Below are 26,999 nucleotides of genomic sequence, written 5' to 3'. Positions count from 1 at the left end.
CAATTACTCCCAATCCAGCGCCGGTACCCAATGTTTTGCCGATCGCACCCACAATTACTCCCAATCCAGCGCCGGTACCCAATGTTTTGCCGATCGCACCCACAATTACTCCCAATCCAGCGCCGGTATCCAATGTTTTGCCGATCGCACCCACAATTACTCCAAATCCAGTGGTTGCGCCTGCTGCTGCGCCGATAAATCTCGCACCGATACCGACACAGGTGCTCGCAGCCAACCAGCCTCCCAGCACAAATCGTTTATTTTCGCCCAGCTTGCAAGAGCAAAACCAGATATCTAATTCCTTGCAACAGCGCAATTCACCTCCCGCGTCTGCGAATCTTGACGCTTCCAAGTTGCCACCTAACCTCGGCGCTGTTATTTTTCCCGTCGAGGATAGATTTACCAGCGAGTTTGTCGATTACCTAAATTTGCCATCAACAAATGCGATCGCCACCCTAGAAGATGCCCAAAATACCCTTCGTGGCGTCCAACAAGCCACAGGCATCAAACCAGCTCTCATTTATATCAGCTTTGTACCCAGGGGTTCTACAGTCGCTCGGCCTTACAGCAGTTCCCCCGTTTTGCGCGTAGAACAGCAAATTCAAGCCTCTGACGAACTGGAAATGATGGTGATCGCCCCGGAAGGCGTGCCCGTTCGCCAGCGCATCTCTGGAACCTCTCGCGCCGAGGTAATGGAAGCTGTTCGGAGATTTCGTACTGAACTGACTAATCCGGTAAAGCGCAATACTAAAAGTTATTTGCCATTGGCTCAGCAGCTCTACCAGTGGATAGTAGCGCCGCTCGAAGCAGAGTTGCAAGCTAAAGGCATTGAGAATTTATCTTTTATCTCAGATATGGGGTTGCGATCGATACCGATGGGTGCCCTGCACGACGGCAAAGGCTTTCTGGTAGAGCGTTACAGTGTGGGATCGATGCCGAGTCTCAGTTTGACGGATACCAGCGCCACCAATTTTAAAAATACCCAAGTTCTGGCAATGGGGGCGTCGCAATTTCCAGAGATGAGTCCTTTACCTGCGGTGGAACTAGAAGTATCGACAATCACGCCGCAGCAGTGGCCGGGCAAGTCTTTCTTGAACGAAGCTTTCACCCTGGCTAATTTGAAATCGCAGCGCCAGCAGTATCCTTTTGGGATGATTCACTTGGCTACTCACGCCGAATTTCGATCGGGAGAGCCCAGCCAATCCTTTATTCAGTTGTGGGATACTAAATTGCGTTTGGATCAGTTGCGGCAAATGAATTGGCACAGCCCGCAAGTTGAAATGTTAGTTTTGAGTGCTTGCAAGACTGCTGTGGGCGATCGAGAGGCCGAGTTGGGCTTTGGCGGTTTAGCCGTGCAAGCCGGGGTTAAATCGGCTATGGCGACTCTTTGGTATGTCAGCGACGAGGGCAGTTTGGGTTTGATGACGGAGTTTTACGGGCAGTTAAAAACTGCTCCGATTAAAACAGAAGCACTGCGGCAAGCGCAATTAGCGATGTTGCGGGGAGAAGTGCGAATTGAAGGGGGGATGCTGCACACTTCTGTTGGCAATCTGCCGTTACCCCCGGAATTGGCAAACACGACGAGTCAGAATTTCTCTCATCCTTATTATTGGTCTGCTTTTAGAATGATTGGCAATCCTTGGTAATAAGGTTTGTTTTAGTCGATCGACTGTTTGACTTTGCGGGCGATCGACTGTTTGACTTTGCGGGCGATCGACTCTTAGCAAATTGTGAGAGAGGAAGTATGAATGGAGGGGTACTGATAATTGCCGGTTTTGTAACGTCTCTTCCATTTTAAGTTAATCTGTGCTGCCATCACGAAGGCAATTCCCTATTTCCATTACTTCGCTTCAGCAACCCCACACGGGAAACAGACTCGCTTTTATCTATCATATTGCGTTAGCACCTCAGCCAATTTGTAAACTTCCATCTGAGTCATAAAGTCAATCAAGTCAAGACAACGCACTTGTAGGTTTTTGTCTTGGCTTTGACTGTACAATTGCAGGACTAATTTACTAACTTGGTCTGCTTTAATCCTTCCACGCTGACGAATATCAGAATCATCTGACCTCAAGCCTTCGAGAAAGCGATCGCACACTCGATAAGTAACCTCATTTGGAAGTTTAGCTGTTGTCTTTTCCAAGGCATGAATTAAGTTGTAGTCGTCATTATAAAATGCTCGACTATCAACAAATGCCTCCACTAAACAGATGTAATCACCCAGTTCATCTCCCTCAAGATGCAAGAAGCACCTAGCTGCTTGAGAACGCACTTTTTCAGTCGAATCATCAAAAAAAGATATTAATTTATTTTCACAAAACTCCCGAAAGTGTGCTATACGAAAGTTAGTTACAAATATTTCAGCAGCAGCGATGCGATGAGTTTCTGTACTAGACAGGCAAAGTTCTGCCAGCCAACGTGCCTCTTCGATATTTAGAGATGCTACACAGGCTTGTCTAGTCCCAACCTTTACTACTTCCGGTAACTCACACATAATCATCCGTTCAACAATCGATGCCAGCACTTTAAAATGCGTTTGTAAAGCATAGTACAAAAAATCCTCAACAGTGTGAGTTCCTAGAAGTGCATCTTCGGTATTGCAAAGTTGCTGAAACAAGCTGACAGCTAAATCTCGGTCATAATTCAACATTGCTGTTAGTGCTTCAACAGCACACGATCTAACAGCAATCGAAGAGTCTTGAACTATCTGTTGGAGATGTTCCCGAAAGTAAGATCCGCGATTTTTATCCGCAAAAATTAGTTTAGCGATGGCACTTACAGCACTACCTCGCGTGGAATTAATTCCAGCATTTAAAATATCACCACCATAGTAAACCTGTCCGTTGGAAGTCTCTTGTTCTGGGTTAGGGTCGTTTAAGGCATACCAAGTTACAATATCAAAAGCCTCTTGAGACCAAGCTAAATCAGCTAATTTCCCCATCAGCCAACTAATCGAACGACCACAAGGATAATTAGGTAATTGGTGGCAAAGCTGACATACCATAAAAGCAGTTTCAAAATCTATATCAACTTCTGCAAGACCGCGTAAAACTGCATTAAAATAAGATGAATTCGCGCTATCGGGAAACCGCCCTATTAATCCAGCAAAGCGCAAAGGCTCCTTTTTTACTTGGCTTTCTAAAAGTCTAGATAACTCATAAGCTCCACCTATTATTTGCCCAGTCCGCTGAAATCCAGTTCTAACATCATTGTAATCATAACAAGCAATAGCCTTTAACCATTGCTTATCCGTCATGTTGGTTGCTGCTTTATTAGGAATTGGAGAACCAACAAGCCAAGCTTCGCTTGACTTTGGAGGTTCTATTTTGCCGAGAGGCTTTAGCCACTCTAAGCTTGTGAACTTGCGTTTCCATTCTTGTAGCCGATGATTAATTGCGTCTGTGCGTCGAGAGACAGCGATAGCATCTAATAAAACTAGCTGTGAATAACCTCGAAATTGACGACCTATATAATTTTTTTCATCATCTGTGTAGTAATCAAAAATGATTGCTTGAAGTTGTAACAACTTTTCTTCATTGCAATTTGGAGTAGTTGCTTCTATTAGCTGTCTGGTAGTCCAATAGGGAGCAGCCAAAGTATTTCCATTACTCACTAAATATCCTGTTTTGAGTCGTACTGGTTTTTCGCAGAGGTAATCAATGGCTTCATCGGCAAATATTTCTCCATTCGCAGTGTAGGCACGAATCAACAGAAACTGGATTGTTTCAAAATTGGAGTTACGAAGATGCTGCTCTGCGAGGAGCGAAAAGTCTTCAGGATGGTTCGCAGCCAAATTCGATATTGCCTCTTCCATTCCACTTAATAAGGCATCATGAATCTCATAGCCTTTACCATAAATTCGGCAATACCAGACCAAATCAGGCCAAGGTGGATTATTTTGCTTCAGAGAGGTTAGATCCATCACCCGAAGCATAAAAGGAAGTAAGTAGTTAATAAAAGCTCTGGGAGCATTACGGACGCTTGCTATTAAAATTTCTTCTGAAAAATTGCTGTAAGGTAGGGCGCTAGAGCTTCGATCGAACAAATTGGGTTGTCCAGCAGCAATACTTAAATCTAAATACCGATTGAAATAGCAACCAATAGCTTCACAAGCCCATTCTGGACGATGTTTCGGTAAAGAATCTATTCTCATCCAGAAGTCACGATTAAAATCGATTATTTCTCGTGGTTCGTCCAGAATCCCTTCACCAATCAGTCGCAGGAAAAAGTCGAAAAAACGACGAGAAGGAACAAGTTCTGCCCCTTGTATAAGGTGGTTTAGCCGATTCTGCCATGCTTCTGATACGCCAATAAAAGGCTCTGCTAGCTCAGCCACCCGCTCCGGTATCTGCCTCTGCATAATAGATAGCAGCGTTATCGCTTGCTCGATACGCTCGTCGTTCTCATCCCTGAGCCATTTTTCTATTAATCGTAGAGAGTCTAGTAGTTGGAACCAACGAACCGAGCTACGCAAAGTTCGCCAGACTTGTTGTGTGATAGGCTCGGATTCGTCACCCATCAAGGGGGCTATAATTTCCCACTCCTCTTGTGTGGGGTCATCTAGCGCTGCAAGCAGGGAAAATACTACCTTTTTTATGTGAAAACGAATGTTAGAGCTAGTGAGTAAAGCTTGGAGGTCGGCAAGATAGCGATCGCGCTCTGCATCCCGCTCGTAAACTAAGATTTGGCGAACTTGAGCGCGGCGAAACAGATGTTGCTGTTCTCTATTTCCCAAAAACTCCAATAATTCCTGATCCTCACCTGCAAAACGACGGGCAAAAGCATAGTCAAAAAAACCTTCATGAAAAAATGAATACTGCTGCCCCTCTAGAATCAATACGTGTTCGGATGCCAGCCATTCAGCAGTCTTTCCATATTTATCCACACGAGCTTTGGGAGCAGACAACCTCTGATGTTTACTCATGTAATCACAGAGAGTGTATATTACATCCGTCCAATGCTCAGAAGCACCAAGCCGACCGTGAATAACATCCTTTTTATAGTCCCAGAACTTATCGTATATATCTTTGGCTGTCGTAAAGTTGAGGACATTAGCTTTTGAAACTTCTGCAACTTCGGCTAGCAATCTCAAGTGCAAAGGAATAGATAACAATTCAAGTTGCTTATTGTTCAGTAAGCTGCTATCTAATCCCAGTTCTGCAACCATCTCTCGCACTTTTTCGTGAGACAGGCGGCTAATTATCACTGTCTCGGCAATGCCATTCTCACCTGTTAAACGCTTAAGTCTGCAGTCATAATCTAGGTCAAACTTGCGACAGGCTAGTAGTAGACGCATTTGTGGATAAGCTTTAACCTGGTCGATGATTAGATCGATACATTCAAAAAACTGAGAATTGCGACCAGAAGCTTTACTTACAGCATCAAGCTGATCGATAATCAGGACACAATCACGCCCTTGTGCAATATTTGCTAGAACATGAGCAGGAGAACCGGGTAAATTTTCTAGCTGTTTTCCGATTAGATCGGGTGAGTCTGTTGGGTCTAAACGATCTACCCGAAAAGCTATTAACGGGATACCCTCTTTACGAAGCGCTTCCACAGCTTGAAGAATGACGCCGCTTTTACCAACTCCAGCTTCACCTGCAACTAATACACCGCCTTTACTATCTAGTGAGGTGAGCTTATTTAAAATAATGTCTACTTCATCTCTGGGGATTACTGCTCCTGCGATCGCTTCTTTCTGCAAACGAGAAAGGTAGCGATCGTTCACTCGATCGACAGCAGCCAAAACGTGAGGGTCTTTGCCCCACTCGCGACGGCGATAGCCTCTTTCTTCCAATAGGTAATGCCAGATATCATGTGCTGTTAACTCATTCCTAATTCTGTTTAGTGCTAGTTCAGCCAGTTCAATCCTTACAGTTTTTGAATCGCCCTCAACTAAAGCTGCTAAACGATTATCAACAGTATTAACCAGAAATTGCTCGCCAACTGTTTCCACTTTGACTCGCTTGATCGCTTCGTAAGCATCTGTGCGAGAACAATTCCCCCATTTCTCAAGGAGCGTATCGAAGTGACCAGATAGTTTTTTATTAAGATAAGTTTGCTCAAACTCTGTCAATGATGCAGCATCTCTTGCATCCATCGCTAACCTTTGCAATTCTTCTGCATCTTGAGTAGAAATAAATACACAAGAAACATCTGGATTACTAAGACTTCTCCAAAAGTCAGATAGGACTTGAACTTGTTGATCTTGCAAAGATTTTAGTGTCCAGCGCCCAAGCCCACTTTTTTGTCGCTTAACTTGATGATACTCCAATTTACCATTTCGACGAATAAAAAACTCTATGCCGTCTATACCTGGTGGTTCTAGACTAATAGAATCGGCTTTCTCATCCATGACATCAAGCATACAATGCACAGTCCACCGACCTTCATAGCGATTGCCTAGTTTGTCTGCTACCCCACCAGCAAAAGTCATATCGTCCCTCTCTTTTTAATCTCTGCTTAAAAAGGTTGCAGTATAAAACTTGCCACATCGTTATCTGTTAACCATTATGTGCGATCGCACCCTCAAAATCCTCTCAGCAACGGCGGATGCAGCAAAAGAACCCCAAAACCCAGGAAGTAGAGGGGGAGTACGTTTGATGTGTTGGTGCGCGTAAATGGCGCGATCGCCCCCTCCAGTGCAATTCCTAACCTCGTATCAATCTCCCTGCGGCAAATTCTCCAGCCAAACCTCTAAATCCTCGATCGACTGAAAATCTAACAATTCCTCTGCTAGAGTTTCAATTTGCTCGATCGACAAATCAGCAATTTTAGTGGTGATAGATTCCGGTAATGTTCCAACTCGCCGATTTAACAGACGGCGATTTAACAGACGTAAAATCAAGGCTCTTCCTTCTTGTTCGCGGCCTTGCACAATGCCTTGCACAATGCCTTGTTCAATGCCTTGTTCGATGCCTTCTTCCTTAGCTTCCCGATAAAACCGAGTTTCCTCAAGCGTAATCCCTAACATCGCCTCTGCCTCCCTTCGGTTCAAACTTGTAAACTTGTAAACCAGTATTGTCGTCAGCATCTCTATTATGGCGCGACTCGCTGCCTCAGATTCCTCCCGCTGCGATCGCGCCAGCAACAATCGCGCCGCTTCCGGCGTACTCGCTTCGTCGATAGTCGTCAAAGCCATCAGCGCCACCCCCAGCGGCAACTGTTCAATATCCCCCAACTCATCCAAATATACGCGATGCACCTGATTGCAGTTCAAGAGCGATCTATACGGATGCGTTTCTGATTGTTCAGTCGATCGACTCGGATAAATTACCACCGCTTCCCAATCTGTAAATCGCTGACGGTTGCGATAAAAATACAAAAACGACTCACCAAACAATCGCTCATAAAGCAATTCATCCCGCTGAAACTGCACCTCACAGAAATATACAACTCCAGGCTCAGCATCCGGTGGCAAAAACACCCCATCAATTTCAAACTTCGGTTCCTTCACCGCCACGGAGTCAAATCGATACTGTTCCGCATTCGATGGTGACTCTTCCAATAGCTCAAACAGCAGCGTCGGAGCTTCTTGAAATAACTTGTAAAATATTGAATCTCGACGCATTAACCCAACATCTCCTCTAACCTATGCAAATGCTCGAACCGTCAGTCGATTTTAGATCTTAGATTTTAGATTAGACTCGCCTTGATAAATCTGGGAGGTTGAGCTTTGGTCTAAAATTTGGGGAGTATCCACAACGATTGTCGGGGGCTTCCGTTTTTTTGCTGGTTGCAAAAACAGCAAATCGGTAATCAGCTCAATCAATTCTAAAGGATTCCAGATCGCCCCAGATCAAAAAATATCCTATATTTTCAGTCCTAGACGCACTCCCGACCAAGAAACGGGGTTTTTTACTTAATCTGTGGGTAAAAACGAAGGATTTTCCTAAAACCAGGTTTCGGGCCCCATCTGCGTAAGTCCTAATTTTGTTAATCGGCGATCGAATTTCGCCCATCAGGATTCCGTGTTTCCTTACTTGGAACTCGTCCAACCTCAAGCCCTCAGCCAGAATCAACAAGTCAGACTTGACGGGGTGACACTCGTCTGGTGGGTCAATAGTAGCTTGTTTGATGCGTCCGCGCGATCGCCCACTCGCACCTCAACAACCGCCAATCACTCATAATTGCCACAAAAATTCAAAATCTCAAACCCAAAACTGCCCAACGCCAGTACGATCGATCTAGTTAGCAAAAATAAGTAAAAACACTACCGGAGTAATTTTTATGGATCTGGTCGTACTCCAGAACTGGCTGGACAACATCTCCTTTGCCGTTTTGTTCTCCACAATGCTCATTTACTGGGTTGGCGCAGCATTCCCCGGCATTCCCTACCTGGGGGCCCTAGGAACCGCAGGAATGGGCGTCGCCAACCTATCCATCGCCGCTTTACTCGGTTCTCGATGGATAGAAGCCGGCTACTTCCCCTTAAGCAATCTCTACGAATCCCTATTTTTCCTAGTTTGGGGAATCACCGCCATCCACCTAGTCGCGGAAAACATGAGTCGTTCCCGCTTAGTAGGAGTAGCCACATCCCCCGTAGCAATGGCAATATCTGCCTTTGCAGCCCTGACTCTGCCGGCAACCATGCAATCTGCAGAGCCCCTAGTACCCGCCCTCAAATCAAACTGGCTGATGATGCACGTTAGCGTCATGATGCTCAGTTACTCAACTTTAATGGTAGGAGCCCTGCTGGCGATCGCCTTTTTAATCGTCACCCGCGGCCAAAAAATCGAACTCACCGGTAGTTCCTTCGGCACCAACAGCAACCGCAACGGCAACTACCGCCTCCAACGCCCTCAAAACCCCGAACCTCAAAATGCAGAAACCAGCGCCGACAGCGCCTTAGTTTTCAGCGAACCCTCTTTCAACTCCAACAATAACGGTTTAGGCACCACCGCAGTGCTCGAATTAGCCACCGTTCAAACCGCATCAACCGCGCCAACTCAAACCGCAGAACTTCTCTCGCCCCAGCGCTTGAATCTAGCAGAAACTCTTGATAACATTAGCTATCGCATCATCGGTTTAGGATTCCCCTTACTGACGGTTGGCATTATTGCCGGTGCGGTTTGGGCTAACGAAGCTTGGGGCTCATACTGGAGTTGGGACCCGAAAGAAACTTGGGCGCTGATTACTTGGTTGGTATTTGCTGCCTACCTGCACGCCCGCATTACTCGTGGCTGGCAAGGAAGACGCCCAGCAATTTTAGCCGCCACAGGTTTTGTGGTAGTTTGGATTTGCTATCTAGGCGTTAATCTGTTAGGCAAAGGTTTACATTCCTACGGTTGGTTTTTCTAATTCCTGATCCACCAATGGGCCAAAGAAGAACAGGATAAGTCAAAGAATCGGGATTAATATCATCTCCGGTTGTAGGGTGGGCAATTCCCACCTTACTCAACCAGCGAGATTCTAATAATTAACTCCCTCTTCCTTCTTATAACTTCGGTCTTCCTCACATCCGTTACATCCGTTACATCCGTTACATAATCCGTTGCCGAACTTCATTCATTAAAATAACGACAATTAATATGGACGAATCCCCAATATTTCCCCAAGAAGATGATGTTGTGTCTGCCCCTACCAGCGCTTTGATGTATCAATGTACATTCAAAGTCAGCGAATTTATGGCCATTATGCAGGCGAAATTGGTAGACGAAAAATTATTCTCAGACGGCCTGGATTGCGAGCTATTAAGTGCTGGCAAAGACTGGACTAAAGGAAAACTTAGAATGCGTCTGGAGTTCATTCCGCTTGAACCTGAAATCAAAGAACAAAAAGCCCTTCCTGCCGCTGCCGAAAGATCGGACACCGTGCAAAACTACGCCGTAGCTAGCTCAACTCAAACCGATATAGATGAGCCATTAAATCAATGTGACTCAACAGAAATAAATAATCATTTTCCTATTTCTAGGTATCCAGACCGCGACCCCCAAAGTATAGGAATGTGGAGCTAGGAAGGCAAAGACTGAGAGATTGAGAGAGGGGGATGCTTCCCATTCTTTGCTCAAAATCAATCGGTTAAATCCCGAACGCTGCTCGTTTTCTAAGGAATGAGAATTAAATAACTTCCACTCTTGAAAGTGGGATGGGCGTCCCGCCCGTCCAAAAAGGACGGGCGGGACGCCCATCCCACAATAACAATTAAAATTGTAAGTTATTTAATTCGCGATCCTAACTTCCTGATTTTTGCTTAACCAAAAACTGCTCTCATGGCTGAATCTTCCAATTGGACGCACCTGCACGCTCAAGTTCACAGGACGCTGCTGTACCGACAAATATTGCCATCAAATCAGCGATTGCTAGTAGCAGTATCCGGCGGACAAGATTCTCTGTGTTTAATTAAATTACTGCTAGATTTGCAGCCAAAATGGGGGTGGAACCTAGCCATTGTTCACTGCGATCACCGTTGGCGTTCTGACTCGGAAGCCTCGGCGAATCATGTAGAACAATTAGCTAAAAACTGGGGAATATCCTACTATTTGGAAACAGCCTCGGACATCCCCAAAACAGAAGCCGCGGCCAGACAGTGGCGATATCAAGCTTTAACCGAAATTGCGATCGCCCACAACTACCCCTACATTGTTACAGGCCACACAGCCAGCGATCGCGCCGAAACACTCCTCTACAACCTGATTCGCGGCAGTGGCGCCGATGGACTTTCTGCCCTCACCTGGACGCGACCCCTGCTCGATTTTCGATTGCCGATTTTAGATTTTCGAGTGGGGAATTCCGGCGAAAATCCCAACTCGCAAATATCTGCCGATTTTAGATTGGAAAATCAGGATGAAAATTCCCAATCGAAAATCCAAAATCTCAAATCTAAAATCTATTTAGTTCGTCCCTTGCTCGAAATAACTCGATCGCAAACAGGTCAATTTTGTCAAGAGCAAAAACTACCCATTTGGGAAGATTCCACAAATCAAGACTTGCAATATACTCGCAATCGCATTCGATCGGAATTATTGCCTTATTTGGAAACTCATTTCAACCCAAAAGCCCAACAAGCCCTAGCTCAAACAGCCGAACTCCTCCGCGCCGACGTAGAATATCTCGAACTTGCAGCCAGCGACTTGCTAGAGCGAGCAATGTCTCCAATTGCAGACAGCCCGCAGGTGAATTTTCAACTTCCCGTCAAGTTAAATCGCCCGATTTTGCGGGAAGCACCCCTGGCCTTGCAGCGACGGGCAATGCGGCAACTACTGCAACAAATATTGCCATCGGCGCCCAGTTTTGAAAGCGTAGAAAAACTAACCAGCTTAATCGTAGCGCCCAACCGATCGCAAACCGATCCATTTCCTGGAGGAGCGATCGGTCGAGTCGAACACGCTTCGATAATTTTATATCTTAAATTTTAACCTGTTATCAAACCCGAAAGGACTTGCCGCAACTCGGAAACTACCCGATTTTGCTCGTCTCCCGTCTCCTGCACCCGATCGAGTTCCCCCGCCACCGCTTCGAGCTTTTGGCGTAGCGCAGTCAAATTGTCCTGCACCGGCTGCAACATTTCTTGATAAACATTCACCCTGCCCCAGAGTTGCGCCACTGCACCTTTCTGGTTGAACAAATTCTGCTCTAACTGCTTGAGTTCGTAGCGTTTCGCTTCACTTTCCCCATTTTGGCGGTTGACATTTGCCTCAATTTGGGATACTGCTTCCCGCACCTGCTGAATTTCGTTTTCCAGTCTTTGCAATTCTTGGCTTTGCTGCTGCCGCTGAGTATTGAGCTGTGCGACAATCGGCCCCAAATCAATATTTCCTCGCTCTTGTTTTGGAGCATTAGCAGTACCCAGCCGCCGCCACAGCACCGCCTGATGCTGCTTTAAAATATCTTCCCGTTCCTGCAACCGGAGGCGCTGTCCCACCAGAGTTTCGTTTAACATCTGATAACTTTCGAGTTCATCTGCCATTTCATTTTCCAAAGCCATGCGATCGTACTCGGAAGCCGCTTGAATTTTCCCTTGCAACTCCTCGATTGTCTCCCGCTGCAGAGTCAACTCCTCCTCTTGATCGTTAACAAACCGGAACACCTTTTCCAAATCCTGTTGCAGGTGTTGCACCAGCCCCTGTAACTCATCAACAGGCATCTTCTCCAAAGCTGACACATCTACTTTCTGCTCCGTACCCGCAGTACCCGAAGCAGATGCCAGCCTGGAAACTTGCTGGTAAAGATCCTCAACAGCCCGCACCTGCAAAGACACGGACTGAGCCTGATCCTGCTTAGCGCTGAGGGTACTTTGCTGCCCTTTAAGCTCCGCCCGAGCCCCGGCCAAAGCATCTTGAGATTGGTACCACTCTTGCCAGCGGTTTTGGAGGCTCTGATTTTGTCGATCGACCTCTTCTTGTTGCTGTTGAGCTATGCTCTGTTTTTGCTCCAACTGCTGCCAGTGCTGATCCAGAATTGCCTGCTGAGCGCCCACCGCACCAAAAGACTGATTCAGTTGTTCCCGCACCCCTTGAGCCGAAGCAATTGCCCCTCCCAACTTCTGCATCAACTCCTGAATCCTCTGCGTCTGCTGCTCATCAATTACTGCCCCCTGGGGAACCTCAGACTGCTGTTGAGCCACCCGTTGCTGCTCGCCCCGCAACTGTTCCCAAGCCGTCTCTATTTCCACGCGACTGCGATCTACTTCTTCTCGCAGTCGGTTAGCTTCATCTCTAGTATTTTCAATTTCCGAGCGCTGAGCCTCCAGTCGCTCCAACTCCTCTTCCATTTGAGCCAACTGCTCTTCGCGGGCTTGCATTTCCATTTCCCGGCGATTGAGTTCCTGACTCGAGAACGTCAGAGAAGCCTTCCACTGTTCAATTTCCTCTTCCTTATCCTTAAACTTGTCCTGCAATCGCGAGAAATTTTGCAGAATGCTCACCAACTGGCGGGCCGCCTCCTGAATCCGCTGCACTTGCTTGCTAGCGCTCAACTCAACCAGCACCAGCGTGCCGTCGTTAAACTTATTAGCTTCCTCAACTGGTATCCCGTCATCGCCTGGTACGGCGCTCCAGTTATGTTCGCCCCGCTGACAAGCTAGCAGTTTCAGTTCAGCCTTACCGCCACCGAGACCAAAGCCGCTTTTCTGTTTTTGTACTTCCGCTAGATACAGCACACTAATAGTCCTCTGCTTCGTAAAACCTATCCCAACTTACTTTAAGTTACTTAAAGGCCTAAAAGATAAGTGGTGTTTACTTCCTACGCTGTTGGGTAGACGGCTAATCCCAACATAAGTAGGCTATCCCCCTTAAGCCAAAGGTTCTTTACTAAAGATAACATTGTGTGCGATCTTTAGTCAACTTACCTAAAGTAAATAAGTATACGCAAGTAAGGATAACTTTTTGCCACTTAGGTCTTACTTTTTGGTGTCGTTTGCCCAATCGGGGGATAGCATTTTTTCCTAACTATAGCAGCACTAACGCATAGCACTGCCTCACGGGAGAACTTCCAGAAAGTACGGCCGCCGCCAGTTGTCTGGAGGAATGAGAGAGCAGTACCAATGCTGCTTGATTAAAGACTACCTGTCACTGCGGAGACTGCCATAGCCCAAACCTGAAAAAGGTCAGTCCTTGAACATCCCCACGTCTAAAGCCGGGTGATTCTTGCCCACCTTCAAGACGACAACGGGACCTTCAAATATCCCTCTACTCACTCAAAGAACTTTACTTCTCCCGGAGCGCAGACTTGCTGAGTTCTTCATATTTTTAAGGTTGAACGTGACCTCTGCTGCAATTATTTGCCCTTTAACTATTCCGAATTAATCGGATTAGTGCGTTGCCGGGGTTGCTCGCCCTCTAGGATATTTCAATGGGTTGAAAGTTATTCTTACTCTGGCGAATGGCTCTGTGCCAATTATACCACTCTGGTTTTAGGAACACAATCGTTTCACGAGACTTCAAAGTCCCTACCGACTGATCCCCAAATCTAAATCCCCATGTCGTTAGCCAAGGGCTTGCCTCTGGCGTTTCGATCCAAAAGTTTGTATTGATTTTACAACGCTTTAGTTATGGGTCGATCGTCAGAAAAGCCATCGCTGCCCCCAAGCCGGCGCCGGGGTTCGGCGGACTAGGGATTTGAACCGCGCTGCCTTAGAATAGGGTAATGACGCGAGCCTATGACGGAGCCGCGGGCGAGCAAAAAGGTCGATCGGCACTGAGGGTTTTCCTGACAACTGCCAACCAAGGTTCATTTTGACTGCACCTGATTTTAGGGCTGTGGCAAACCCAAAAAAAACCTCGATCGCAACTCATCCAACCCAACAGACTAGCCTCAAGTTCCCATCGGGGATCGATCGGCACTTGCTGCTGGTAGCAGCGGTAAAACCAGAGAATCCTCGGTATTTTGAAGTTGACCTACGCCAAGATGTGTTGGATAAACTGACGTACATACTCAGCCAAAAACTTCAAAACTTTGGCATCGAAGGCTTGAATCCGTCGGGAATGCCAGCGTTGCACACTCGAAGAACCCGTGCAAGCGTGCGATGTGGATTCTACGAGTTTAGGCAATAGGCAACAGTGGGAATAGAAGGTGAAACTCTACACTTAGAGAATGCCGCGAGTTTCGCGGTTTCAGCTTGTGGACTGGTAGCGCGGCCGAGACCCGGCAGCAAGTATCGCCCTTTCGTCAATTCCCAATTGTCAGATCAGCATCAGCGCGTAAATTATTGACGGAAACTAAAGTCAATCTTTTCGCCCGCACACAGTCTTTCCGAGCTCAGACGCCAACGGTTTTAAGGAGGATACTTTAGCTGCATGCAGGGAAATTTGAGTGAAATAGACATCCGCAGCATCCTGCAATTGATTGAGTTAGGTCAGCGAACCGGAGAACTGTTCGTAGAGGCCTACACCTCCACCGGCAGCAGCACGGGTACTCAACCTACCCCGCGCTCCCTTGCAGGACAATCCTGGTATGTCTTCTGCTTCAACGGTCAGATTATTTACGCTACCCAGAGTGCGGGCAGTTTGTTTCGCTTGCGCGACTACCTGCGCCGCTACAAAGCAGATACCGCCCTCGACAAAATCCAAGTTCCCTATATGGCATCTACCAATGCCCCAGAATACGGCTACCTATGGGCCCTGCTAGAAAACCACATCCTCACCCCAGCTCAAGGGCGCAACATCATCCAGAGCATGATCCACGAAACCCTATTTGACTTGCTCAGTCTCCACCAGGGTTCCTTCACTTTTGAAATGGGCCCAGCTTTGGCTCCTCAACTGACCAGCTTAGAAATTAGCTCGCTGCTGGCCAAGATTGTCAAACAGGTGCAGCAGTGGAAGCAGTTTCACCCTCACATTCAGTCGCCCAACCAATGCCCGGTGATTTCAGACCCCTCCGAACTGCGAGTCGCGCTGCCTGTCAATACCTTTAATACTCTCAGACGCTGGGCAGACGGGCACACTTCGATCCGCCAAATGGCGCGCTACCTCAACCGAGACGTGCTCACTGTCGCTAAGGCGATTTACCCATTTGTGCAGCAGGGATTGGTGCAAGTATTTTACGAACCTTCTGTTGCCCCCACCAACAACAAAAAAGAATGGTCGTCCCCAGAAACCAAGGTTCCCAGAGTTGTCTGTATTGACGACGACAATACTATTCGCAAAACAGTCGAGTCAATTTTAAATGAACACGGTTACGAAGCTACTACGATCGGCAATCCCCTCCAAGCATTGAGTTTGGTGTTTCCACTCAAACCCGATTTAATTCTGTGTGACATCGCCATGCCGGAACTCGACGGCTACGAAATTTGCGCTATGCTGCGTAGTTCTAGCGCTTTCCGGCAGACCCCGATCGTGATGTTGACCGGCATCGACGGATTTATCGACCGCGTTAAAGCCCGCATGGCCGGAGCTACAGACTTTTACACGAAACCTTTTGGTGAAAGCGAGTTATTGATGCTGGTAGAAAAATATGTGGGTCCGGGCTACCCTCGGCTCAATCTCTCGGAAAGATTATTAGACCGATCGCTAGAAGACCAATTAGAAGAAAAATAAATTTCGCACCGATGCCATGATGGGAGCTTTTTTGTTGTACCTGCGGTTAGATCGAGTCTCGGCCGCCCCAAACAGAAAGCTGGGGGCACTATTGGCGAGCGCCCCATAAACTAGAATGTATAAATCCGCGCGCTGGCATAAGCGCGTCGGTAAAACTCTGTTCAATTTCTAGACCCAAGTGGGTCTAACACGCTCAAAGTGCAAATATAATATACTTGTTCTCCACTTGCAGCCGCTCCGAAAAACTGATGTACAGAGCTACTTATGGCTAGGTATTTCTGTACAAAGTCAGAGATTCCAATTCTCAGTCTTAAGTGACTCCGTTCATGATTGTCGCGACACCAGCCATGTCAACAACTCCTCGCTAATCCGAGTATCGGTTTAGCATTCATCGCAGAAATTACCCAGAGTTTTACCAATTGAGACGGCGGTGGGAATACAAAGTGAAGCTTTAGGGGTTTCTAATTAATTGTTCGTAGTCGATTTGAGCTAACTTGCCCGCAAAGGTCGCACGAATTTATTGATGGCAGTCAATTATTGACGGAGAAAATTTATTGCCAAGGGCATCCGGCAGTCGCGCCATTCACCCCTTGGCTGTGTCAAGCTTGGCTGTGTCAAGTTTCGACCATCGAAGTTTCGATCGGGTTATTCTTGGCGGGAAACCTCAACAATTTTTGCTAGAAATGCAGGTGTCAGAATTATGATTAGCGGTAGCCCAGACTTTATATTACCAGGACTAGGCGTAGATCCGGCTCCGGAATTCCAAGAACTAGAAACTCCCGAAGGCGAGCTGCACCTGCGGTTCTACGTTCCTTCGGGGAACGAGTTCGCACTGCCGGCGACAGGGATTAGAGAGGTACTATCCCCGTCCCCAGACCGCATGACACCGATCCCCAACGTTTCCTCTTTGCTTTTAGGTACGCTAAATATGAGAGGACGAGTGATTTGGGTGGCAGACCTCGGCCAATTTCTGGGAGACCAAACACCTCTGAACACAGATAGACCCGAAATCCCGATCGTGGCTGTGGAAGACCAAGACACGATTTTGGGGCTGGCAGTCGATCGAATTGTGGGGATGGACTGGCTCGACGTAGAGCAACTGCACTCTCAGAACAATGCACCAGACGGCATGATTCCATTTCTGAGGGGAGAATGGATGTTAGGTGCACCAGCTCAGAAAGTGCTCCGACTGCTAGATCAAGTGAAAATTCTGCGCTCGGCGCGGTGGGCAGCGTGAAATCGATTTTAGATTTGCGATTTGCGATTTTCGATTGGGGTCTAACCATCAACAGTCACACGACTTGAGGCGCGCATCTAAACATTCAATTCAACATAAAAATCAAAAATCTCAAATCTAAAATCTAAAATCCAAAGAGGGCGGCAAATGGCAACAAGTACCAACTTTCAGCAGGACTACCAACGGGCAGAAGCGGCCTACATGGAGGGCAATTATTCAGAAGCCGCAGCCCTAGTTTATCAATTAGTAGAAGATTTTCCCGAAGACCCCAGCGCTCGCCTGCTGTGCGGACACATTTACTGCTACGGACTGCAACAGTATGAGGTGGCGCGGGAACAGTACACGGTTGTGCTAGGCCTGAGTGACGACCCGAGTTTGGTGGAACACGCTCACAACGGAATTACCTACACAGACCAATTTTTATCGGGAGAACTGCAAACGGAAAATTTCGAGGCTTTGTCTGCTGAAACGGAATTAGAATTCTACCCAGACTTATCTCTCGATGAAGGGTTAGAAGACCCGGATTTGGGACTTTTCCAAGGAAATTCACCATCCCTTTCCTATAGAAGTCAATCCCCAGACGACATGGAAAACGAGGACTTGGCCGACTTGGGGATGAGTGGCTTGGGGTGGGAACCAGAAGACGACGGTGGCGCAGGCTCAGTCCCAGATTTAGCCTCACATTCTAACCCGTTTGGTGGCGACAGCGGCGGAATGGCAGCTTATGCTGAGAACTCCGACTCGCTAGACATAGACGAGTTTGCCGACTCGGACTTTGGAGACCCCTTTGCCTTAGATGATGGAGGGTTTGATGCTGCTGACGTGTCTAGCAGCAAACTGTCTGGTTCAAGCGCACCTTACTCAGGAGATTCGTTTTCAGAAGCTCCGACTCAGATGCTCAACGGTCAAAGTTTTGCCCCTTCAGAAGTCGGGAATTCCTTCGACTCGAACCAACTAGACTCCCCCATCGGGCCCTCGGACAATTTTGGCGAACCTTTTGCTGCGCTCGATTTGCCAGACGAATTCGACGATAACTCCGACTACGACTACCAATCCCCGCCCCAGAGCGGGCAAAATTACGGTCATAACGCACCCTATGCCGAAGAGGAAGACCCCTTTGCCGAGGCGATGCCCTCATCGGGTTTCGGGTCTTCTCGACCTCAAAACAAACAGCCTAATAACGGATCGGACTACTCGTCAAACTATTCGCTGGCGGAAGACGAAACGCTGTTGATGGGAGGTGCTGTCCCCAACTCTCAAAGTCAAAGGTCGAGCCGGGGACAATTTAATTCAGTCGATCCCGCCTCGGCCAACAGCAACGGTTACAGGGACTCGGAACCCCCGGCATTTGGCTCTAGAGACAACTTCGAGTTAGATGCTTTTGAAGACGACGCTTTTAGCGATTCTTTCTCTTTCGAGGAAAACGAACAAGCGACAGCTTTCGGGGCCTCCGACAAGAACCACAGCGCCTGGTCGTCAAAAGCTGGGAACGCTCAAGAACACAGCGACTTTTTAGACGAATTTGACGAGTTTGACGATTTAGGCAATTTGCCGGACTTTGATATCTCAGAAGATGCCACCAGTTCGATGTTGACTAGAGGTAGCACCAATTTCGGCAACTCCACCAGCGGCATGATGGGAACGACCGGCAGCAGCCTGGACTTTGACAACAGCGATGGCTCAGCAATTCGGGATGACGAAATATTTAGCATAAGCGGCCCGGCTGATGCGTCTGTATCGACTTTTTCTCCCACAGAAACAGAAGCGGTTGATACTTCGGTAACAGTAGAACAGGGGGGACTGGCTTTCTTGGAAAATGCCCCTTTGTTTACAAAACAGTTGTACACGGCAATCGGGGCCGGACTGGTTTCTCTGGTAGCTGTGGCTTTCGTCACCAACATTGCCTCCTATCAAGCTCTGCGGCAAGACAAACCGGAGGCGATCGTTTACCTGCGCCAAACAGGCTGGGTAATGACCGCAGCCGCAGGCTTTACGAGCTTTTTAACTTCTTGGGGCATCGGCCAGTTGATCGCCAAGCAGGTACGCAAGTCGTCGGATAATTTGCAAGCTCAGTTCGATGCCGTATCTCAAGGAACTTTGGATGCTCGAGCTACGGTTTACTCGGAAGATGAATTTGGCAAAATGGCTGCTAAATTCAACCACATGGCGAAGGTCATCCAAACCACGATTAGCGATACCAGGCGCAAGTCTGACGAGCAGGAACAGGCAAAAGAAGACTTGCAGCGCCAAGTGATTCGCTTGCTAGATGACGTGGAAGGAGCGGCTCGGGGTGACTTGACGGTGACTGCAGAAGTGACCGCAGACGTTTTGGGTGCTGTTGCTGACTCGTTTAACTTGACAATTCAAAATCTGCGCGAAATCGTCCATCAGGTGAAGCAGGCGGCTCGGGAGGTCAGCAAAGGCGCTACGGATAGTGCTAAGTTTGCGGGCGATTTGTCTTCCGACGCGCTGCGGCAAGCTGAGGAACTGGCGGCAACGCTGAATTCCGTGCAAGTCCTCACCGACGCGATTCAGCGGGTCGCAGAGAGCGCTAGAGAGGCCGAAGAAGTGGCCCGGGGCGCGGCGGCAACGGCTCTGAAAGGGGGCGAGGCTGTGGAGCGGACGGTGGCCGGGATTTTGGAAATTCGAGAAACGGTAGCAGAAACCACGAGAAAAGTCAAGAGGTTGGCGGAAGCTTCTCAAGAAATTTCTAAGATTGTGGCTTTAATTGCGACGATCGCCTCCCGGACGAATTTGTTGGCCCTCAACGCCAGTATTGAGGCGGCGAGAGCTGGGGAAGCGGGCAGGGGTTTTGCGATCGTGGCAGACGAGGTGCGACAATTGGCAGACCGATCGGCGAAGTCTTTGAAAGAAATCGAACAGATCGTGATGCAAATTCAAAGCGAAACCGGCGCGGTAATGACGGCGATGGAAGAAGGGACGCAGCAGGTTATTGAGGGGACAAAATTGGCAGAACAGGCGAAGCGATCGCTTGAAGATATCATTCAAGTTACTAATCGAATTGACGTGCTAGTGCGATCGATTACTGCCGACACTGTAGAGCAAAACGAAACAGCTCGCGCGGTCGCCAGTGTGATGCAGGCCGTGGAGCTGACCGCTCAGGAAACATCCCAAGAAGCGCAGCGAGTTTCGGGTGCTTTGCAAAACTTGGTGGGCGTTGCTCGCGACCTTTTGACATCGGTGGAAAGATTCCGAGTAGAAACAGCAGAAAGACAATAATCAATTGTCTAATGCTTTTTTTGCGGGCTGATTTACAAGCACGTTAGTGTGGCACTAATGGCATACAAAAAGCAACCTCGCAGTCTTGAAACCCCTGCGGGGCTGCCAATTCAACACCTAAAGGAAGTAGGAGTTGCACAAATGGACGACAACATAGTAGAGGTTATTCCTGGCATTTTTGGTGAAATTCAGTCGGCGGGCTGTATTATCTCTACTCTCGCTAAATCTAGTAGTGGCTATGCAAACAAGAGACTTCGCATTAACGGTGAATGGAAAACTTTTAATGTCCACCGTTTAGTATTAGAAAATATCTTAGGTCGTCCGATTAGACCGGAATACTTTGCTTGCCATACTTGCGATGTCCGCAACTGCATTAATCCTAACCATTTGTGGGAAGGTTCTCGGCTGGAAAATTCTCAAGATAGGTTTAAAAAAGGACGTATTAAAGATGTCGGAAGTACATCGGCGCCGAAACCTCAAAAACAACTGCGAGGCCAAGAAATAATTCCCGGTATTCGGGCCCAAATACAGCCGAACGGCTGCATGATTTGTACGTTGGCTAAAAGAAGTGATGGTTACTCGGTGAAAACTATCAAGATTAACGGGAAAAATCAAAGTTTCTATCCCCACAGACTTGTACTGGAACACAAACTGGGAAGGCCTGTTAAACCCGGTTATTTTGCGTGTCACAGTTGCGACGATCGCGGTTGTGTCAATCCAGACCATTTGTGGGAAGGAACCCCCGCCGATAACTCCCGCGATGCTATAGAAAAAAACCGCTTTCCTTTCGTTCCCGGCAAGATATGTCCTAACCGCAAACTCAAACCCGAACAGGTGCGCGAGATTCGCTATCTTTTAAGTGAGGGGAGGTCGAAAGCAGAAATAGCCAGGACATTTGCAATATCTCGCAGTCAGATTATTCTCTTGTCAAGGGGCGAGATATACAGAGAGCTTCTCTAGAACTACTAACATAGACCCAATACAATAACGCTTAAAATCAGGAATAAAACTATGCTACCGGAGCAACAACAGAGGATAATGGGCTACTTTATTGAGGAGGCCAAAGACCACCTCAATACGATCGAACAAGGCTTGCTGAATCTGCAAACCACGATCGAAGACCCAGAACTGGTCAACGAAGTATTTAGGGCCGCTCACTCTGTCAAAGGAGGAGCAGCAATGCTGGGGCTGACGAGCATTCAGCAAACAGCTCACCGACTAGAAGATAGTTTTAAAGTTTTAAAAGAGTGCAGCGTTAAAGTAGACCAACAGCTAGAGTCCCTTTTTCTGCGAATTTTTGACACATTGCAAGGGCTGTTAGAGCAACTGTCGGGGCCTTTTGGGCTGACAGAAGAATTGGGAGAACAGATGGTTCGAGAATTAGAACCAGTATTTGAAGAGCTCAACGGGCATTTGGGGGGACTCGTTGGACACGGAGAATACCATGCAGACGAGAGCAGCGTTCTGGCCGTACCCGAACCAGTTATGGCGGGGGTGGGAGTCGGGGCGTTTGCCTCATCAAGGAGTTTTCCAGATTCGCGGTCAGTTTACGCACCTGATGCCAGAGCAACAGAAGACAGCGCGCTGCTGCTAGTATTTGAGTCGGACGTGCCGGCGAGGATGCGGGAACTCCTGCAAGAGTTCAAACAGCCCGAAGGGCCAGAAAGCAGGCGGCAACTCAAGAACATTTGTCGGAACTTGCTCCGGGCTGGGGAAGAATTTGAACTGCCCTGCTGGATAGCATTGATCCAAGCTGTATCCAAGGCGATCGCCAACCCAGAAAATACCTACCGCACCTTAGCCGCAATAATCATAAGAGACATCAAACAAGCGCAAGAACTGGTAATTTCTGGTCTAGAATCGTCGATCGTACCAAGCGAAAAACTTCTGTCGCTGCAGCCGGCTGTTCTGGTTCCAGAAACGGATTTTGAAGATTTGCTGGCCTTTGCTCAACCGAGTAAATCCGGGAAAAATGTGGTTTCTGTTGAGGATGAGGCCTGGGATCTGGTGGGTTCGGGCGATGCCCAGGATGGATTGAACAAGTTGCTGCCGACTATTTCTGGGCTGAGTATAGACGAGCTGTTCGACCAACTCGACAGCGGCGACAGCAACGAGGACAGTGGCATTCGATCGGCCCACTTCGACGATGCCGCCTTCGCAGAATCGGATATAGAGACGGGTACTTTTAGAGGCTCGACCCGCACCGGCCCGGAAGTGGGCGCGGCAGAACTCAACACTTTAGCGGACTTGTTTGACGGCGAGTCCCCGGATCTCGACGGCGCTTGGGAAGAAGAAGAAGACCTCGACTATGCACAGTCTTCTGGGATATCGGCGGCCCGAATGCTGGGGTTAGACGAGGACAATTCCGGCGATTTTACTGATTTGTTGTTTGACGAATACGATGCGGAAAGTTCCGAAACGAACACGAAGCCTCCGATTGACGACCTGACGAGTTTGTTTGGGGAGGATTTGCTGTTTGGAGAGGAAGCACAGGACTCGGCAGTAGCAGCAGGTCCGAAAAATGGGGGTTCGAGCCAGCGGTTAACTCGCAAACACCTTAAAACGGGTAACGGTAGGGGCGGTTTGGAGCGGCGAGACGACAAGGTGGCGCCAGCGAGGGGACAAGCAGACGAAGATGCTCTCGGTACGCTTTTGGACGAAGTGGCTGCCCAAACTTCTGCTGGTGGTACGGAGGACAATGCTGATTTCGAGAACTTGTTCAGCGATTTAGGCTTATCTGAGACAACAGGTGGGCCGGCAGTCTCTTCGGAGTATTCCCTGAAGTCTGAGGCTTTAGACGGAGCATCCAAGGAGTCGGCAACAGGGGGGGGCAATAATCATTCAACGGATGCCAAAGCGCTTGCTCGGCCTGAAATAGATGATTTCGAGTTGCTCTCTGAGCTTGACGAGGATTCGGATTTGAGCGAGCTGTTGGGGATTACTTCTAATTTCCTTTCTTCAGAAGACGAAGCTGGGGAGAACGGGGGCGATCGAGATCGAGCTGCTGGCACCGCACAACATGAGGAAATGGGCAACGTTCTTAACATGACATCAAATTCTGATTTAGATATCTCTGCAGATGAAAACTGGCTAGAAGATGCTTTCGGCCTAGAAGACGAGTCTGTGCAATCGCTCAACCTGGATCTGGACGATACGGATTTGGATGCGCTGTTTGGGGATATGACCTCGGGTGCGATTTCTGAGGATGAACAGACTGTGCGCGATGGGCAAGGAATGGCTACTTCCCGAGAAGCGGCAGATTTGGCTGAGCTTTTCGGTTCTGTACCTACGGGTACTGAGTATGACGGAGAAGCTTCGGGCCAAGCCCGTGGGGGTTGGCTCAAGGATGGGAATCCAGAATTGCTGAGTGCGGGTGTGGGAGTTGATGAGGGCGACTTGGGGAGTTTGTTCGAGAACAATAACAATGGTGCGGCTGTTTCCGACCAAGGCTTGGCAAATTCGGCAGAGGTTGAACTTGGGGCTTTGTCCGACGATCGTCCTGAGTCGGAAATTTCCAATGTCGAATCTGATGAGGCCGCAGCTTTCGATTTCTTGGAGGATATGTTTGGCGAAGGCATGGTGCACCCAGGCGATGCTGGATCGGCGCCAGATGACGGCGCGGCTGTGGATGTGAAGGAGTTGTCTGCCCAACCTGCCGATGGTTTGTTCGACGAGGAGGGTGCGGAACTTGCTGCTCTCTCTGCCGAAATAGATGCCGCCGGGGAGTCTGAGGGGGAAGATGATTTGTTTGATGCCCTGGAAACGGATTTTTCGAGTGCGGATTTAGAGCCACTGCCTGCAGAATCTCTCGATGGTATGTTTGAGGGCGATGCTGACTTGCTCTCGGCGATGGAAACCGGCGCTACTCTCAACAACGCAGAGTTGGAGGGTTTTGAGGATTTGTTGGATTCGATCGATGCTGAGGTTCTGGTGACTTCGGAACTGACGACGGGCTTTTGGGACGCTGAGGACGAGTCGGCCCAGGCCGATTCCTCGGAGTTGGAAGAGGGGTCGCTGGCAGACTTTTTTGCCGATGGGGAATCAGGCGATGAGGGTAATGCCGAAGGCAATTTTGACGATTTAGAAGCACTGTTAATTGCAGGGGGTGCTGGGGCTGTCATAGCAGCTTCTGGAAGCACAAATCAGAGTCCGGTAAATACAGAAGTTTTCTCGGATCTCGAAGAACTCCTCAGCGAGAGCGCAACTATGCCGGAAATTCACGGGCTACCGACAACTGCTAGTAAAGCTTCGCGCGCGCAGGCCGATGAGAGCGACGACGAATTTGGCGATTTGGAAAAACTGCTGGAAGATCCCAAGGACAGCGGCCGCCAAGGGGAAGGCAATATGGGGCCGTCGGCGATCAACAGACCCAGGCGGAATCCCCGCGCGGGCGGGTTCGGCGACCAGACGATGCGGGTGCCGGTCAAACAACTAGACAACCTCAGCAATTTGATGGGGGAACTGGTTGTAAACCGCAACAGTTTGGAGCAAGACCAAGAACGGATGCGGCAGTTTTTGGACAATTTGCTGCACCAGGTGGCGCTGCTGAGCGATGTGAGCCAGCGGACTCAGGATTTCTACGAGCGGAGTCTTTTGGAGATTGCTTTGCTGGCAAACCGCCAGGGACACCGATCGGCCTGGCGCTCTGAGGATTCGGCCCACACCAGGGAAAGTGCCTGGAGACCAGAGGAAATGGACAGGTTTACTCCTTTCCACAGTTTGGCTCAGGAGATTATTGAGCTGATCGTGCGGGTGCGGGAGTCGGCCGCGGACATTGAGTTTTTGGTGGATGAGGCGGATCAGGTGACTCGCCAACTGCGACAAGTTACGACTCAACTGCAAGAAGGTTTGACTCGCGCCCGGATGAAGCCGTTTGCGGAGACGACGGACAGGCTGTTCCGGGCGGTGCGGGAAATCGCGATTAAGTGCGGGAAGCAGGCTCAGTTGCAGGTTGAGGGTAAGGAAATTTTGATCGACAAGATGATTGTGGATCAGCTATATGACCCGATGACTCATTTGGTGAACAATGCGATTACTCACGGGATCGAAGCGCCGGAGGTGCGTCTGGCGGCTGGGAAGCCTGCAGTCGGCAGGATTACGATTCGGGCTTTCCACCAAGGGAACCAAACCGTGGTTTCCGTTTCTGATGACGGGGCCGGAATTGACCCGCAAAAGGTGAAGGCGAAGGCGATTAAGCAGGGTATGCTGACGGCGGCTCAGGCTCAGAGGATGTCTCGCTCGGAAGTTTACGATTTGCTGTTTATGCCCGGTTTCAGCACTCAGGAACAGGCGACGGAGTACGCCGGCCGGGGGGTCGGTATGAATGTGGTGCAGACTTCCTTGCAGGAAATTCGGGGCACTGTGTCGATCGATTCAACGATCGGCAAAGGGACTGTGTTTACGATCCGTTTACCTCTGGTGTTGAGTATTTCTAAGGCTCTGACTTGCATTAGCGATCGCGCTCGCATTGCTTTCCCGATGGATGGGGTGGAGGATATGATCGATGTGCCTCGCGATCAGGTGACGACGGGGGCGGATGGTTTGCCTTGCATTGAGTGGCGGGGTCAAAGCTTGCCGTTCCGGCCGCTGCGGGAGCTGCTGGCTTACAGTCGCCATTTGGGTCGGGGCAGTGTTTACGGGTTCAATACTGACGATGACATGATTTCGGTGATCGTGCTGCGCTCTGCTGGCAATTTCTTGGCGGTGCAGGTGGATCAGGTTTCGACGGAACAGGAAATTGTGATCAAGCCGTTGGAAGGGCCGGTGCCGAAGCCGATCGGGATTGCTGGGGCCACGGTGCTCGGTGACGGTCGGATCGTGGCGATTGCGGACGTTCTGGAGCTGATCGATTTGGCTACGGGAAGGCTGCGGAAGGATACTGGCGGTACGCTTTGGGATGAGGGCGATCGGGCTGCTGCGGAGGCGGAAATCGAGAAGACTGAGCCGACTGTGCTGATTGTGGATGACTCGATTACGGTGCGATCGCTGTTGTCGATTACTTTCGAGAAGTCGGGCTATCGTGTGGAAGAAGCTCGCGACGGTAAGGAAGCTTGGGAAAAGATGAAATCTGGTCTGCCTTGCGATATCGTTTTCTGCGATATTGAAATGCCGAGAATGGATGGTTTGGAACTACTTTCTCGGATGCAGAAGGATGCGGTTTTGTGTGAATTGCCGATCGCGATGCTAACTTCTCGCGGTGCTGACAGACACCGCCAAATGGCTTACAGTTTGGGCGCGAAGGGCTATTTCACTAAGCCTTATTTGGAGGAGCAATTGCTTGATGCTGCTTCTCGGATGTTGAAAGGTGAGGTGGTTGGTGCTCCGGTTGGTGTGTAATGTGTAAATCTGCTTTTATCTGCGGTTGAAAAATGGGAATTTGTTAACCGCAGATGAAATTGGATTGATTAAACCGCAGAGGACACAGAGAACGCAGAGAAAGAGAACAGAGAGAGGGATGATTCCGAGGAAGGACGAATTTGATATAATTTATCTGCGTTTATCTGTGTTTATCTGCGGTTCAAAAAGGGAGTTGATTGACCGCAGAT

14 protein-coding genes are annotated in these 26,999 nt (G+C 48.8%); 11 read left to right on the top strand and 3 right to left on the bottom strand.

Annotated features, from left to right (window positions below; translation table 11 throughout):
• Positions 1-1,646: CHAT domain-containing protein (locus tag QT992_RS13480; protein ID WP_333342817.1), on the top strand; the 1,646-nt coding region annotated here is incomplete at its 5' end.
• Between the two features lie 236 nt (positions 1,647-1,882).
• On the opposite strand, the gene QT992_RS13475 is transcribed toward QT992_RS13480, so the two are convergent.
• On the bottom strand, positions 1,883-6,439 hold the full coding sequence (locus QT992_RS13475; RefSeq protein WP_333342818.1) for a hypothetical protein: 4,557 nt from the start codon (positions 6,437-6,439) through the stop codon (positions 1,883-1,885).
• A gap of 49 nt (positions 6,440-6,488) precedes the next feature.
• On the opposite strand from QT992_RS13475, the gene QT992_RS13470 reads away from it, so the two are divergent.
• On the top strand, positions 6,489-6,623 hold the full coding sequence (locus tag QT992_RS13470; protein WP_333342819.1) for a hypothetical protein: 135 nt from the start codon (positions 6,489-6,491) through the stop codon (positions 6,621-6,623).
• A 41-nt stretch (positions 6,624-6,664) separates the two neighbouring features.
• Here the strand turns inward: QT992_RS13470 and QT992_RS13465 are convergent, their stop codons facing one another.
• A complete protein-coding gene (locus tag QT992_RS13465; protein ID WP_333342820.1) occupies positions 6,665-7,573 on the bottom strand; it encodes an Rpn family recombination-promoting nuclease/putative transposase in 909 nt (302 codons plus the stop codon).
• A gap of 659 nt (positions 7,574-8,232) precedes the next feature.
• On the opposite strand from QT992_RS13465, the gene ccsB reads away from it, so the two are divergent.
• From ccsB to tilS, 3 genes are all read left to right on the top strand, one after another.
• A complete protein-coding gene (gene ccsB / locus QT992_RS13460; protein ID WP_333103140.1) occupies positions 8,233-9,303 on the top strand; it encodes a c-type cytochrome biogenesis protein CcsB in 1,071 nt (356 codons plus the stop codon).
• A 230-nt stretch (positions 9,304-9,533) separates the two neighbouring features.
• Positions 9,534-9,959 (top strand): KGK domain-containing protein, encoded by a 426-nt coding sequence (locus tag QT992_RS13455; protein ID WP_333288385.1) that lies wholly within the window; start codon positions 9,534-9,536, stop codon positions 9,957-9,959.
• A gap of 255 nt (positions 9,960-10,214) precedes the next feature.
• Positions 10,215-11,360: a tRNA lysidine(34) synthetase TilS gene (gene tilS / locus QT992_RS13450; RefSeq protein ID WP_333317632.1), complete on the top strand. Its 1,146-nt coding sequence runs from the start codon at positions 10,215-10,217 to the stop codon at positions 11,358-11,360.
• Here the strand turns inward: tilS and hmpF are convergent.
• Entirely contained in the window at positions 11,357-13,102 is a 1,746-nt protein-coding gene (hmpF, locus tag QT992_RS13445; RefSeq protein WP_333341347.1) for a pilus motility taxis protein HmpF, read from the bottom strand. The two genes, tilS and hmpF, sit on opposite strands and share 4 nt — an antisense overlap.
• Positions 13,103-14,201: 1,099 nt before the next feature.
• Between hmpF and QT992_RS13440 the strand changes: the two genes are divergently transcribed.
• The 6 genes from QT992_RS13440 (at position 14,202) to QT992_RS13415 (ending at position 26,790) form a co-directional block, all read left to right on the top strand.
• Positions 14,202-14,495, top strand: a complete 294-nt coding sequence (locus tag QT992_RS13440; protein ID WP_333317636.1) for a hypothetical protein — start codon at positions 14,202-14,204, stop codon at positions 14,493-14,495.
• Positions 14,496-14,738: 243 nt separating this feature from the next.
• Positions 14,739-15,977, top strand: coding sequence for a response regulator (locus QT992_RS13435; protein ID WP_333163926.1), 1,239 nt, complete (start codon positions 14,739-14,741; stop codon positions 15,975-15,977).
• 703 nt (positions 15,978-16,680) lie between these two features.
• Positions 16,681-17,214, top strand: coding sequence for a chemotaxis protein CheW (locus tag QT992_RS13430; protein ID WP_039887356.1), 534 nt, complete (start codon positions 16,681-16,683; stop codon positions 17,212-17,214).
• A gap of 147 nt (positions 17,215-17,361) precedes the next feature.
• Positions 17,362-20,454 (top strand): methyl-accepting chemotaxis protein, encoded by a 3,093-nt coding sequence (locus QT992_RS13425; RefSeq protein WP_333317638.1) that lies wholly within the window; start codon positions 17,362-17,364, stop codon positions 20,452-20,454.
• 57 nt (positions 20,455-20,511) lie between these two features.
• On the top strand, positions 20,512-21,414 hold the full coding sequence (locus QT992_RS13420) for an HNH endonuclease (RefSeq protein ID WP_333317640.1): 903 nt from the start codon (positions 20,512-20,514) through the stop codon (positions 21,412-21,414).
• A 51-nt stretch (positions 21,415-21,465) separates the two neighbouring features.
• Entirely contained in the window at positions 21,466-26,790 is a 5,325-nt protein-coding gene (locus tag QT992_RS13415; protein ID WP_333341352.1) for a response regulator, read from the top strand.
• Positions 26,791-26,999 lie beyond the last annotated feature (209 nt).

This window comes from Microcoleus sp. T3_D1, from assembly GCF_036700405.1.
Lineage (GTDB): Bacteria > Cyanobacteriota > Cyanobacteriia > Cyanobacteriales > Microcoleaceae > Microcoleus.
Note: the sequence above shows the minus strand (reverse complement) of the source record. Positions and strands in the feature narration are given on the sequence as shown.

What these genes read in the sequence shown, in the direction of transcription:
- QT992_RS13425 (WP_333317638.1), top strand. Translation starts at nt 17,362, where the DNA reads ATGGCAACAAGTACCAACTTTCAGCAGGACTACCAACGGGCAGAAGCG.
- QT992_RS13465 (WP_333342820.1), bottom strand. Translation starts at nt 7,573, where the DNA reads ATGCGTCGAGATTCAATATTTTACAAGTTATTTCAAGAAGCTCCGACG.
- tilS (WP_333317632.1), top strand. Translation starts at nt 10,215, where the DNA reads ATGGCTGAATCTTCCAATTGGACGCACCTGCACGCTCAAGTTCACAGG.
- QT992_RS13415 (WP_333341352.1), top strand. Translation starts at nt 21,466, where the DNA reads ATGCTACCGGAGCAACAACAGAGGATAATGGGCTACTTTATTGAGGAG.
- QT992_RS13420 (WP_333317640.1), top strand. Translation starts at nt 20,512, where the DNA reads ATGGCATACAAAAAGCAACCTCGCAGTCTTGAAACCCCTGCGGGGCTG.
- QT992_RS13455 (WP_333288385.1), top strand. Translation starts at nt 9,534, where the DNA reads ATGGACGAATCCCCAATATTTCCCCAAGAAGATGATGTTGTGTCTGCC.
- QT992_RS13475 (WP_333342818.1), bottom strand. Translation starts at nt 6,439, where the DNA reads ATGACTTTTGCTGGTGGGGTAGCAGACAAACTAGGCAATCGCTATGAA.
- ccsB (WP_333103140.1), top strand. Translation starts at nt 8,233, where the DNA reads ATGGATCTGGTCGTACTCCAGAACTGGCTGGACAACATCTCCTTTGCC.
- QT992_RS13435 (WP_333163926.1), top strand. Translation starts at nt 14,739, where the DNA reads ATGCAGGGAAATTTGAGTGAAATAGACATCCGCAGCATCCTGCAATTG.